Below are 12,776 nucleotides of genomic sequence, written 5' to 3' on the forward strand. Positions count from 1 at the left end.
ACCTAATTTGCACGAATACACTAATATCGAAAAAACCCTTATGAATCAATGGTTTACACCAAAATAACTAGCGCTAATTAGGTTAAATTAGCGCAAACGGACAAAGGATAACAAAAACCCCGCCGAAGCGGGGTTGTTTTATTTCACGAGCGCGTACCAAGGCTTTTTCGAACCTCGTTTCGCGGTGCGATCCGTCACCCGGATTCGACGGTCGCGGAGCAAAAGGGCGAACACCTCGTCGCGTTCCCTCGTCGACAATTTCCCGAATTTCTTTCGCCGTTGACGGGAGATTTGATGCTCGGGAGCGCCTTCGTCTCCGCACGTCTCAAGATATTCGCAGACCGCATCGCACGCTTTTTCGATGTCGGTCTTCCCGATGTTGCCCTCGAACAGTTTCGCCATCCGGGCCTGATAGAAGAAGACGTAGTCGCGCGCCCATTCGAGATGCCTCGGCCTGATCACGTCGCAGTCGTCGCTCACCGCCACGATAAGAGACATCCTCATCGCGATCTCACGCGTTCGACCGTAGAGTTCGGCCATGCCGCACGCGTCGAGCCGATCCATCTCCCGGCTCACAGCCTGTTCCATCTCGGCAAGGATCGGCCCGCATGCCTTCGAGAAGGGGACGAGGACCGGCTCAGGCGCGAATGACGGCTCGACCATCGGCCGCATGCCGTCATCATCGTCGCCTCCGATCTCCCATGCTTTCTGCCGCGCCCATCTGACGACGCGCTTCGGCAAGGCGCTATCATCGACCTCACGACTCGACTGCCGTCCGAGCGGACTTTCGACAATCAGGAAGCGGTTGAGGAAGCCGTCGAGGATGTCTTTCTGGCCGAGCGCATCGTAGAAGCTCTGAGGTGTGGTCATGCCGAGGAGCGTCAGGGCGGGTCGCACCACCTTCGCGTTGTTCTGAGCGTCCGCCTGCTCTTTCGTCATGCCGCGCGTGCTGTAGCCGTTCGTCTGCCACATCCCGTCGAGACGGCCGAACACCTCCATCAGCGCGCTTTGCGCCTCGGACTTGTTGGCGTTTCCCGCCCCGCCGCGCGCCGATGACAGGTAGCGACCGAACTCGTCGGTGATGCAGATGTGTCTCGGCTTAGTCAGGAGCGTCGAGAAGACACCGGCCTCTGACGCGTAGTTCTTCGGGCCGGTGAGGGTGTCGAGACCGGCCTCTGTCAGAAATTCTTCGATGACTCGCTTGGCGTGCTCCTTGCCGCCCGCCGTAGGAGCCAGATTGAGGAAGTACAGGCTCGTGAAGTTCTTGCGGTTCGTCGACCAATGTCGGCCGAGCACGACCGATCCGAAGGCGAGCGCCGCCTGTACGGCGAACTGCGGCTGCGGCTTGATCGCCGTGGCGTTGTAATAGTCGACGACCTCTTGCAGCACGCCGGGGATGCTCAGGACGTGATCGGGGACGCCCTCGCGCTTGAGCATGGTGTAAGGGTCTGCATCTTGACCGCTCGACGGCGCAGGAGGGCCGTCGAGATCGTCGAACATCGACATGAGCACCTTCGCGCTCGGCGGCGCTGGTGGGCCGTCCTCGTCCTCAAGCTCGTCGATGGTCTCGTAGAGGGCGCGGTCGTTCGCCTCGGCAACGATGGTGCGCATGGTGACGAGTTCCTCCCGGTCGAACTTGAAGCCCCGCCATTGGGCGAGGTTCTTGGCGCGGTTGTAGCCGTATCCGCGCCGCGACCATTCGTCGAACAGCTCCCATGCATCTTTGATGAGGGCCTTGTCGTCGGCAAATTCGTGTTTGAGCGCCATTCCGACGCGAACCCATGTCTCCCGGTCATCGGCCCAATCCGGTATCGCGTCGAGATAGTCGCGGGCCTCGTCGATGGTGAGGTTCAGCGGCTCGGAATTTTCATAGAAGCCGGTGCTTTCGCCGCCGCCGACCAGATCATCGATGAGGTCGGCCGAGATTCGCGGTATTCCGTGCTTCAGATCAGGTTCGAGCACCCATCTGTAAGCCTTGCCGGTGTCGGGATGGATGCTCGGCGGCAAAACGACCTGTTTTCCGGTCCCGAACAGCTCGATTTCCCATTCCCAATGCTCTTTACCGTCGTCGCCGGTGAATTTGTGCTTGCTGTGGGCGAGTTTCTTGGATCGGAAGGCGTCCTCGGTCAGAAAGTGGAAATGGCGCGAGGCTCCGCCCGATCCCGACTGCACGCGCGGCAGTTCCTTCAAATCCACGCCCGGAATCAGCTCGTCGAGGCGATCCAGAGCCTCGTCTTTGGTCTCGGGAACCCGGATATCGAGGTCGATGGCATGCAGTACAGTCCTTCGACCTTCGACGGCTTCCCGAGCCGGATTCCGAGGTTCTGACCCTTCCGATAGAGCTTCCGCAACTGGTCGAACGTGTAAACCGGAGCCTCGGACCAACCGTCATTCGCAGGTATCTTCGACTTAGGCCGTAGTAAATGACGGCGAAACCGGCCTCGACGAGAGGTTTGACCTCCTCGATCATTCGTCATACCTCGATTTTTGTTGACGATAGCGAGCCTGCGCCCGCTCAACCGAAGTTGATGTACGGGGTAAGCTTCTTGACGGTCAGCGTAGAGCCGGAAGCCAAAGGTAGAATCCGAGCCTCGATTCGGCCGTCTCGTTTCCCTCTGACTAGCCATTTGGCCACTGGTCCCTACGCGCCGTTTCGACGACACGTGTCACTTGAAACGGGTTACGTCAAGTTTTATAGGGGAGCATACGTGGCGCTCATGACGATCCTGGAACGCTGCTCTATATTAGTCCCTGCTCGATCAATGCATGTGACACGTTATAATTGACATATTGAGGCATCTCTTCTATGCCGCTTCCGGTGTGACAACGGAGAAGACCCGATGCAAGAAGGCCCAGCTGAGAGGGACGATCCTCCCCACAAAGCCTTCGCCAAGCGTTTCGAAGACGTCTGCGAGAACCATCCGGCAGTTCCGGATTTTTCAAGAGGGCGCTATCGCTGGATTCGCGATGAGCTCGAGGCTCGGTTCGGCATAATTGTCGGGCGAGAGACCGTTCGGAAGTGGCATACCGGGGAAACCATCCCGCGAAACGACAAGATGAAGGCGCTGGCCGAGCTTCTATCGGTGGATTACGGGTGGCTTGCCTTCGGGATAAGACCCGAACTCGATATGGAGAAGCGGCCCGCGCGCGTCCTCGCAGAAAGTGCCGCTGCCAATCTCATCGCAGGCTTCATCCAGCTCGCTGGCGGCCATTGCGCCTTCCCCGAAGCGGATGAGCCAAGCAGCTTCGTTGACGTCTACGCCATCCTCGGCAATCGCCAGCGCGCGCTTGCCATAGCTCTCGCGAAGCTGCAAGAGAACGGAAAGCTTCGCTTCAGCGTGACGAATGAATATGCGAAGTGTACCGTGATCGGCGTTGTTCAGACAGGCATCGGTTCAATCGACATGTACGTGATACCGCCGCAGCTCATCGAGCGTCACGGCGTCCTCAGAGGTCCATCAACCGATATTGAGGCCGAGGACAAGAAGGCGAAGGGTATCCTCATCGGGGGTGTTACCCTGTCGAAGATCGTCGATTTCAAAAGCGATTTCGCTCGATCCCTCGCAAATTGAGGTACATTTGAAGGTGCGATGCATGGAGTAGCTTAAAAAATGAAGCAAAAACAGGTAGTTAGAGGCTATTTCCCGTTGCGCCGAGGTCAACGGGAAAAGCCCTAAACCGCATGCCTGGCGCGGGACGCTGACCCTCGGAAATAACGCGGCGGCGAGAACCCGCAACGAGGGGTTGAGATTCGGGATCTCTGACATGATGCCTTTCCCGCAACCGCAAAAGCCCCCGTAAGGCACGGGGCTTCCGTGCCGGGAGCGGTGTGACGAGCGCGGACTATGGATCGCTCAGAGCTGGTAGCGGATCTGGTCGCCCCAGAAGCGTTCGAGCTTCACCGAAATCTGATTGAAGTGCTTGAGATCGGGCACCGAGACGCCGCCAACCTTCTCCAGCATATTCAATTGCCGTTCGAGCAGGCGGTTTACCATCTCGGAAATGGCCTTGCCCTTGTCGGTCAGCTTCACGCGCACGGAGCGCTTGTCTGTGCGGGAACGCTGGTGGTGGATGTAGCCGCTTTCCACGAGCTTCTTCAGATTATAGGATACGTTCGAGCCGAGATACAGGCCGCGGGTCTTCAGTTCGCCAGCGGTGAGTTCGACGTCGCCGATGTTGAAGAGCAGGAGGGCCTGCACGCTGTTGACGTCGGTGCGGCCGACGCGCTCGAACTCGTCCTTGATCAGGTCGAGGAGAAGACGGTGCAGCCGCTCGATCATGCGCAGCGTCACCAGATAATTGGATTTCAACGACTGGTCGTCCGGCTGGACGCGTACGAAATCGGCGATCATTGGCCAACCATCCTGAGTTGCATAAGGGCCTGCGGACAACCTAGAGGCGATCCGTAAAAATCACCTTAATTGTAGCAACTTTTACGAGAAATATTGCAAGGCAATGCAATCGGAGGGGTGCACAACCGGTTTACTTCGAGGGTTGAATTTTAACGATGTGCTCCTTTGTCAAAGGGTGCCGTCGAGAAGGCAGGCAGTTTACGACGACGATCCGGCGTGACCTCGCAAGGTGCGCCGTGCGCCTTTCCTTTCGCGGATCGTTGTCGTCAAACTTCGCCTAATGCGGCGCGGGAGCGGCGGCGCGGGCCTTGCTTTTCTTTGTCGTCTCGCCTTTGACGGAGGCAGCCTTTTTCGCCTTGGGCTTTTCGTCCGTCGCGGCGGCGGCCTTTGGAGCCTTCGACGCGGCTTTCTTTGCGGAAGCGGCCTCGACCTTCGCCTCGGCCTCATTCTTCTGGGCAGCCGCCTCTTCGGCCTCTTTCGCCAGCCTCAACGCACGGAGCTTTGCCATTTTCTCAGCGCGCAGCCGAGCGGCGGCCTCGATGTCATGCCGGACGGCCTGATCGCGCTTCTGAAGGGCTGCAAAGCGATCGGCGGCTTTCGTTTTCGTGGATGAGGCCATCAGAAATGTCCTTGTTCCTTGCTTCTCATGCAAAACCGTACCGGTCGGCGCGATCGCGGGCTTTGACCGCTTGCGGCATGCGGCGTGGCTAGGACACGCACAGGGACGCACGCCTCGCGCCGAAGTTTCGCGGCAAGCCGGATTTTCGGGCTGCCACGTTTAACGACGTTCTTTATTTGGTGTCTCGACGCCTCATTCGCAAGCGGCGAGGGTATGTAAATTCGCAGATGACCGCGCGCGCGCGCCTGCCGCGCACGATCCCGCGAAGAAACAAAAGAACCTGAGGTTGTCGCCTTCCACATTTCATGCGCGGTTAACCGACATCAACTGATGACAAAATACATCGAAGACTACGCCCTGCTTGGGAACGGCGGGAGCACGCAGGCATTTGCGCGGAAACGTTTCATAGCGCGAGGCGGGTTGACTCCAGCGCTGTACTCGCAGCCGACCTTACGCCGCGCGGATACTGTCGACCGCCATTGTTGGCGGGACTGAAGCTTTCGAGCCGAGCGACGAGAAACGGGCGCCCCAAAAAGAGGGCGCCACGCCTTGACCGGCAAGTTGACTTTCCGTTCAAAAGGCCGGATATAAGCCGCTTAGCGTTTGATACGTGACATCCGCGCGACCTAAGGCCCCCTCTCATTCGAGAAACCAAGTCCGCCGACCTTGACATTCAGGTGACGCGGCGCCGATCGGTGCGCTTACAACGATAGGGAAACCATGGTCTACGCCGTTATTCGCACGGGCGGAAAGCAATACAAGGTTGCGCCGCAGGACGTGCTTCAGATCGAGAAAATTGAAGGGGCCGCAGGCGATTCGGTGAACTTCGCTGAAGTTCTGGCGCTTGGCGGCGAAGGCGAGCCGAAGTTCGGCGCGCCGCTCGTCGATGGCGCGGCGGTCGCCGCCGAGATCGTCGAGCAGGGCAAGGGCCCCAAGGTCATCATCTTCAAGAAGCGCCGTCGCCAGAACTCGCGCCGCCGCAACGGCCACCGTCAGCTTCTGACGACCGTGCGCATCATCGACATCCTGACGGATGGCAAGGCACCCGTTAAGGCCGCCGAAGCCACGCCCGCGGAAGAAGCTCCGAAAAAGGCCGCGAAGGCGAAAGCCGCTCCGGCGGAAGGCGGCGAGGAGGCTCCGAAGAAGCCCCGCGCCAAGAAAGCGGACAAGGCCGAGTAATCGCGGCGCAAGATATAGAGGCACAGGACAATGGCACATAAAAAAGCAGGCGGTTCGTCCCGTAACGGCCGCGACTCCGAAGGCCGCCGCCTCGGCGTCAAGAAGTTCGGCGGCGAGAAGGTCATCTCCGGCAACATCATCCTTCGCCAGCGCGGCACGCAGTGGCATCCGGGTGAGGGCGTCGGCCTTGGCAAGGACCACACGATTTTCGCGATCCGCGAGGGTGTCGTGGAGTTCAAGGCGAAGAGCAACGGCCGGACCTTCGTCTCGGTCGTCGACGCGGGCGAATAAGGAAGCTCTGGCGGATCGCGGCAAAGCCGATAGTTTCGCGCCAAGGGCTTCATGCAAATAACGCGGTCGGCGGCTCGTTCCGCCTGCCGCACACTGACCCGGCTACGCCGAGCGCGCGAACCCTGCGCCGAGGCGTCCGCCCGAGGAAAGAAACCTTGCGCCGCCGCGGCGCTTTCCGCTCCGGCGAGCAAGCCGCATTTGTGAGGGGCGGACGAGATGAGCAATCGGTTACCGTTGATCCGGACTGCCGGCGAGTTGCGCAAGACCGTTGCGGGCTGGCGCAAGCGGGGCGAGAAGGTTGCGCTCGTGCCAACCATGGGGGCCCTGCACGAGGGGCACCTGTCGCTTATCAGGCTCGCCAGGAAGCTCGCGGATCGCGTAGTGGTTTCCGTCTTCGTCAATCCGACGCAATTCGCGCCTCACGAAGACTACAATTCCTATCCGCGCACCGAAGAGCAGGACTGGCACAAGCTCGCAGCCGGCGGTGCGGACGCGATGTATGCGCCGAACGTGCATGAAATATATCCCCCGGATTTCGCGACACGCGTCGAGGTGGCAGGCGTCACGCAGACACTCGAAGGCATCTCGCGGCCGCATTTCTTCTCGGGCGTGACGACGATCGTCGCGAAGCTCTTCCTCCAATGCCTGCCCGATGTGGCCGTTTTCGGCGAGAAGGACTACCAGCAGCTGCTCGTCATCAAGCGCATGGTGAAGGATCTGAATTTTCCCATCGTCATCGTGCCTGGCCCGATCCTGCGCGAGCCGGACGGTCTCGCCATGTCGTCGCGCAATGTCTATCTCGATGCGCGCGAGCGCGGGCTGGCTCCGCAGCTTCACGCCGTGCTCGCGGACATGGCGTCCGATCTCGTCGCCGAGCGTGAGGTGGAAGAGACGCTGGCGCAGGGGCAGGCGCGGCTGGAAGGCGCCGGGTTCCGTGTCGACTATCTCGAAATTCGCGATGCCGAGACGCTGCTTCCGCTCGAAGGCGTGGTGCGTCAGCCTGCGCGCGTGCTCGCGGCCATCTATCTCGGCCGAGTTCGCCTCATCGACAATGTCGCCGTCATCCCCGAATGATGCGGCCGATCCGATGCGGCTTCATGCAGGACTTCGTCCATCTGTCGTGAAAGGCTGAAGCTGGCACCGCGGGCAAACTTGCGCGTCTGAAACGCAGTACTGCGGGAGCACCCGCCCCGATTGAGGGCGTCAGAAAAAGCGGCGGCAAATCACACGCAAGCTCGCGATTCGCCGCTGCGGAGGCATTACCGACAGCCCGACTATTTCTTCTTGTCGCTCTTGCCTTCTTTCTTTTCGGCGTAATAGGGCGAGGCAATCTCGCGGCTCGCATCGGCCACCACGTCGCCATCGAACAGCTTCACCGAAAGGCTTCCGCCGAGTTGCTTCGCTGCCGCCGCGAGGTAGCCTTCGGCGTAAGCCTTCGCGTTTTCCACGCTGTCGAATTCATAGAAGCCGCCGATGCTGTGGGTGTTGATGCCGGAGAGCCATGTCTTGCTCTTCAGCCCCTTTTCCTTCTTCATCGCGACGTTGATGGCGGGCCAGTCGATGTCCTTGAACGGGATCGCAACCTGAATCTCGGCGTACAGGTACACTTTCTTGATGCTCACGGGGGTTCTCCTTTGGGTTAAAACGGTTCCTTGAACGGGCGCAGGTCGAGTTCATGCGTCCAGGTGCTGTCGTGTTGGCGATGTAACGTCCAGTAGGCATCCGCGATTGCGTCGGGCTCCAAAAGGCCGCCCTCGCCCTTGGATTCGACGTAGGCGGCGAATTTTCCGCGCGCATAATCGCCGTCGATCACACCGTCGACGATCACATGGGCGACATGAACGCCTTTCGGGCCGAACTCGCGCGCGAGCCCTTGCGCGACCGCACGCAAGGCGGCTTTCGCCGAGGCGAATCCGACGAATGGCGGCCGAGCCCGAAGCGATGCCGTTGCGCCCGTGAAGATCAGGGTTCCCTTGCCGCGCGACGCCAGTCGCCGAACGGCCTCGCTCCCGAAAAGGAAGCCCCCGAAGGCGTTCTGCTTCCACAGGGATTCGAACGTTTCGGGGGATGTTTCGAGCAGCGGGAGCGCGATGTTGTTTCCGACATTGTAGACCGCGAGTTCGAGCGACTTCTTCTTGTCCGCAAGGTCAAAAAGGCGTCGCACGTCGGCTTCGCGCGTAACATCGGCCACCACAGGCGTGGCGAAGCCACCAGCAGCGCTTATGGCGCCGGCGATGGCCTCAAGCCGCTCAAGAGTTCGTCCGGCGATGAAAACGTGAAGACCTTCCGATGCGAACCGTCTCGCCAGCGCGGCACCGAGCCCTTTCGGCGCGCCGACGCCCGCGACAACGGCCACGCCTTGCTTCGATCTTTTCTTTGAAACCTGTTTCGCCATTAAAAGCCTTCCCTGGGCGCGGCTGCCAGCCTGCGCCCGGGATTTGGGGTCGATTGCAGCGGCTGCCACCCGAGGCAACCGGCTCTGTTTCGGGGGCGATACCCGCGCTATTCCCGGCCGAAAACGAGGATGAAATTGTTGGTGGGGAGATCGAGCCGCTGCTTCAGAACGATCCCGTGCTTACTTGCCGCCTTTTCGAGATCGCGCACATCCTTGAGGCCCCATTCCGGCACTTTCGCCGCAAGGATTTCCTTGTCGAACTCTTCGTTCGAGGCTGTCGTATAAGCCCCGTCGATCTTGAACGGTCCGTAGATCGCCACGAAGCCGCCCGGCTTGAGGGTGCGCGCGGCGAGCGCGGCGATCCCGTCGGCGATGGAGACGGGCGCAACCTGAAAAATGTTGATGACGAAGATGACGTCGTAAAGCGGCTCCCGCGCCTCGGGCCACGTCGCCGGGTCGGTGAGATCGATCTTCACCGGATCGAGAACGTTCGCGTTACCGGCTTCGTCCCGATTCCGGCGGATCGTCGGGAAGACATCCGTATCGTAATCGGACGGCTGGAACCGAAGCCCCGGAAAATTCGGCGCGAAGAAATTGATGTGCTGACCGCTCCCGGTAGCAAGCTCCAGAACATCGCCGGAAGCCGGAAAAAGGGTCTTGAAAGCATCGAGGATCGGACCGCGATTGCGTCTCCCCGCCCAGGCCACGTAGGGGCTTAACGGATAAGGGTCGATCGGAGGCCTGTCTTCGGGAAGTGTCATGAAACGTCCTTTCTCTGGAAGGAGGGGAGGGGGCTTTTGATTTCCGCGCGAGCCGATACCGCATCAGGGGGCTGCCAGAAGCTCCTTGAGATAGCCGTCGACGGTCTCGCGATAGGCGCCTTCGGTTCCGAAAAGCGCGAGGTGGCCCCAGTCGGAGGCGACGAGCTTCAGTTCGCTGTTCGGAATCAGGGCCTGCTCGGCGGCGACGTCTTTCAGCGGGAAGAAGGCGTCGTTTTCGATGGCGATGACGAAAGTCTTCGCTGTGATCCGGGCAAACGCTTCCTTCAGGCTGCCGCCAGCGTTACGGCCGACATCGTGATCGCGCCATTTCCGGGCGAGCAGGATGAGGTTGTTGGGATCTTGCGGCAGGAAGTGCGCTTCGACGAAGCCGCGCAGGAAGTCCTCGGCGGATGAAAAGCCCAATTCAAGCCATCGCTCATGCGTGTAAAGCGCGGGCGAGAAACCTGAAGCGGCAAACAGGTGCGCATGGCGGCGGAGGCCGCGCTGCGCGGCGGCGCCGTCCGCGTACCACCCGCCATCGAAGGCCGGATCGCTGGCGATGGCTTCGATGAATGTGTCCACGAGAAGCTTGGTGTATGGCGTGCCGCGGCCCAGTCCGGCCAGGGGAGCGGCGCGTTTCACCGCGTCAGGAAAGCGGATGGCCCATTCATAGGTCTGCTGCGCGCCCATCGAACCGCCGAGCACGAGGGAGAGCTTTTCGATGCCGAACGTTTCGGTGACGAGCTTGTGCTGCGCACGCACATCGTCGCCGATGGTAACGCTCGGGAAAGCGGCGGCGTTGAAGGGGATCGGCGTATTGCTGGGCGAACTCGAAAGGCCGTTGCCGATCTGGTTCACAAGGATGATGAAATAGCGCGCCGGATCGAGTGCGCGTCCTTCACCGATATAGGACTGCTCCAGAACCTTATTCGTGCCCGAATACCAGGTCGGAAAAAGGATCGCGTTGTCCTTCTTCGCGGACAGCGTTCCAAAGGTTGCGTAGGCCAGTTTGAGATTTCTGAGCTTCCCGCCGTTTTCGAGTTCGAAATCGCCGATATCGGCGATCTGGAACGGCCCGTGAATATCTTGCGAGTAATAGCTTTCCGCCACCTGCTTTTGCCCCGGGATAAGCAGCCCGCAACGCATTCCCGGAGGGAAGCCGCGGCCGCATGTCTAGTATGCCGATTAATATTATGAACAAAATGCCGCGCATCACAAGGTCGCGATAGCGAAAGCAACGCGGCTACTCTGGCGATCTTCGGAACACGATTGCGGTCGCGTGTATGCCATGGAACGGAGCAAGCCTTCCGCCAAAATGCCGCTTTTGAAGAAACGCAAGCTCCCGCGAGAGCCGAAGTTGGCGGCGATCACGAAAAATTTTCTCAAAGGGGGCGTTCGGGGTCGGCGCGCGATCGGCCGCGCCTCCCAGGCACCGCTGCCTCACATCTCGAAGCGTCGGAAACGGCGAGGTGGGCTCTTTTCGTCGCCGGAGATCAGGCCATGGAAGCGGCAGTCAAAGAGCTATTGTTCTATCTATTGGTCGTCTAGGTTGCGTCATAATACCCGTTAATCATAATATAAGTTGTATTTACAACCTAGAGGCGTGACTATTTGCCAACATTAGGGCAAAACTTCTACTTTAAAGTGCATAATAAATTGCTGCGCATAGGAGACTCTGATCTTTTTTTCTCGGGATCGCATAGGCCGCATTCGCCTGAAGCATGACTGGCAATGCCCGGCGCCCGGCGAAATCTTTTGGAGAAAGTCGATGTTAAACCAGAAAGTGCAGATACTCAGCACTCTCCGTTATGCGCTCGCGGCCGGGGTTAGCGCCGCTGCACTGACGGCCATGGCAAGCGCACCTGCTTTGGCAGCGGACTGCTCGGGCGCCACGAATACTCTCACCGGCACCAACGCCGGAAAGACCAACGGCACAGGCGGACTTGGAGGCAGTAGCAGCCTAAACTGCACCGGCAATACCGTCGACGGCGCGGAAGCGCTGCGCAACAACGGTAATTCGTCGCTGCTGCCCTTGACGTCGGGAACCGCCGTTCTCACCAACAATACGGTTGTGGGGAATTCCGCGAGCGGAAACGGTGTTGGTGGCCTCTCTGGCAATGCGACGCTCACGAATAACAACGTGCAGGGCACCGACTCCCTTAGCCTGAACGGAACGTCGCTAACGGACGGCAACGCCAACATCTCCAACAACAACGTTCAGGGAAACAACTCGCTTTCGAGTAATGGCCTTCTCGGCGGCAACGCGACGATCAGCAACAATACGGTTCTCGGTAACAATTCCGGCAGCCTGAACGGGGCGGGCCAAACCGTCACCGTTTCCGGAAACAGGATCGTCGGCGATAATTCGGGCAGCGGCAACGGCAACAATGTTCAGAACAACACGATCATCGGCAATGGGTCAGGAAGCCTGAACCTCGTCGGCCCGGTTACGGGTAACAAGATTATCGGGGACCTCTCGGGCAGCGGCAATTTGGGCTCCGTCACCGGGAACACGATCATCGGCGATGGCTCTGGTGGCCTCAATCAGACCGGCTTCGCCGACAACACGATTATCGGCAATACGTCTGCTATCGGTAACGGCGCGAATTACTCGAACAACCTTGTCGTCGGAAACCTTTCCGGTTCCGGCAACGGCCAGAATTTTCAAAACAACAAGATAATCGGCACCGGTTCGGGCAATCTTTCCGGCGACAACGTCCAGAATAACACAATAATCGGGGATGCCTCGGGCAACGGCTATGCGAATGGCTCCACGTACAACACCGTGCTGGGTAACTTCAGCGGCAACGGAGTAAACGGCTCAGGCAATCTCGCGGTTGGCGTTTTCAGTGGCAACAGCGTGACCGGCAACAGCAACAAGGCTGTCGGCAACGCGTCGGGCAACTTTGTGACGGGGTCGTTCAATACCACGCTGGGTGATATCAGCGGCAATTTCGTCACAGGCGACCGCAATCTCGCGACAGGTTTCATCACCGGCAACGGGGTAACAGGCAGCGACAACAGCGCGTCGGGCACGGGCTCCGGTAACCTCGTTCGGGGCGACCGGAATGCGGCTTCGGGCTTCATCACGGGCAACCTCGTCGACGGCTCGGACAACAGCGCATCGGGCACGGGCTCGGGCAATCTCGTCCGCGGCGACCGGAACGCAGCGTCGGGCT

The 12,776-nt window shown here is 59.8% G+C and carries 12 protein-coding genes; 5 read left to right on the forward strand and 7 right to left on the reverse strand.

The window, feature by feature from the left end:
* Positions 1-138: 138 nt before the first annotated feature.
* Positions 139-2,385 carry a PriCT-2 domain-containing protein gene (locus QM659_RS16235; RefSeq protein ID WP_415189224.1) on the reverse strand — a complete coding sequence of 749 codons (2,247 nt, stop codon included), beginning with the start codon at positions 2,383-2,385 and terminating at the stop codon, positions 139-141.
* Between the two features lie 671 nt (positions 2,386-3,056).
* On the opposite strand from QM659_RS16235, the gene QM659_RS16240 reads away from it, so the two are divergent.
* Positions 3,057-3,572: a hypothetical protein gene (locus QM659_RS16240; protein ID WP_415189225.1), complete on the forward strand. Its 516-nt coding sequence runs from the start codon at positions 3,057-3,059 to the stop codon at positions 3,570-3,572.
* Positions 3,573-3,854: 282 nt separating this feature from the next.
* On the opposite strand, the gene QM659_RS16245 is transcribed toward QM659_RS16240, so the two are convergent.
* Both QM659_RS16245 and QM659_RS16250 read right to left on the reverse strand, forming a co-directional pair.
* Positions 3,855-4,352 (reverse strand): MarR family winged helix-turn-helix transcriptional regulator, encoded by a 498-nt coding sequence (locus QM659_RS16245; protein WP_013418885.1) that lies wholly within the window; start codon positions 4,350-4,352, stop codon positions 3,855-3,857.
* A gap of 277 nt (positions 4,353-4,629) precedes the next feature.
* Entirely contained in the window at positions 4,630-4,971 is a 342-nt protein-coding gene (locus QM659_RS16250) for a hypothetical protein (protein ID WP_127076854.1), read from the reverse strand.
* A 720-nt stretch (positions 4,972-5,691) separates the two neighbouring features.
* On the opposite strand from QM659_RS16250, the gene rplU reads away from it, so the two are divergent.
* From rplU to panC, 3 genes are all read left to right on the forward strand, one after another.
* The gene (rplU, locus tag QM659_RS16255; protein ID WP_415189226.1) at positions 5,692-6,150 is read left to right on the forward strand and encodes a 50S ribosomal protein L21; all 459 of its coding nucleotides are present in this window, start codon (positions 5,692-5,694) and stop codon (positions 6,148-6,150) included.
* Between the two features lie 30 nt (positions 6,151-6,180).
* Entirely contained in the window at positions 6,181-6,441 is a 261-nt protein-coding gene (rpmA, locus tag QM659_RS16260; RefSeq protein WP_127076856.1) for a 50S ribosomal protein L27, read from the forward strand.
* A gap of 216 nt (positions 6,442-6,657) precedes the next feature.
* The gene (gene panC, locus QM659_RS16265) at positions 6,658-7,515 is read left to right on the forward strand and encodes a pantoate--beta-alanine ligase (RefSeq protein WP_415189227.1); all 858 of its coding nucleotides are present in this window, start codon (positions 6,658-6,660) and stop codon (positions 7,513-7,515) included.
* Between the two features lie 200 nt (positions 7,516-7,715).
* On the opposite strand, the gene QM659_RS16270 is transcribed toward panC, so the two are convergent.
* From QM659_RS16270 to QM659_RS16285, 4 genes are all read right to left on the reverse strand, one after another.
* Positions 7,716-8,063, reverse strand: a complete 348-nt coding sequence (locus QM659_RS16270; protein ID WP_415189228.1) for a YdhR family protein — start codon at positions 8,061-8,063, stop codon at positions 7,716-7,718.
* Between the two features lie 17 nt (positions 8,064-8,080).
* Positions 8,081-8,797 (reverse strand): SDR family NAD(P)-dependent oxidoreductase, encoded by a 717-nt coding sequence (locus QM659_RS16275; protein ID WP_415189229.1) that lies wholly within the window; start codon positions 8,795-8,797, stop codon positions 8,081-8,083.
* Between the two features lie 146 nt (positions 8,798-8,943).
* Positions 8,944-9,597 carry a DUF938 domain-containing protein gene (locus QM659_RS16280; protein WP_415189230.1) on the reverse strand — a complete coding sequence of 218 codons (654 nt, stop codon included), beginning with the start codon at positions 9,595-9,597 and terminating at the stop codon, positions 8,944-8,946.
* Between the two features lie 63 nt (positions 9,598-9,660).
* Positions 9,661-10,707 carry an alpha/beta fold hydrolase gene (locus QM659_RS16285; RefSeq protein ID WP_415189231.1) on the reverse strand — a complete coding sequence of 349 codons (1,047 nt, stop codon included), beginning with the start codon at positions 10,705-10,707 and terminating at the stop codon, positions 9,661-9,663.
* Positions 10,708-11,365: 658 nt separating this feature from the next.
* Between QM659_RS16285 and QM659_RS16290 the strand changes: the two genes are divergently transcribed.
* Positions 11,366-12,776 (forward strand): beta strand repeat-containing protein (locus QM659_RS16290; protein ID WP_415189232.1); only part of this gene is annotated, 1,411 nt, incomplete at its 3' end.

The sequence above is a fragment of the Rhodomicrobium sp. genome (assembly GCF_047605405.1).
Lineage (GTDB): Bacteria > Pseudomonadota > Alphaproteobacteria > Rhizobiales > Rhodomicrobiaceae > Rhodomicrobium > Rhodomicrobium lacus.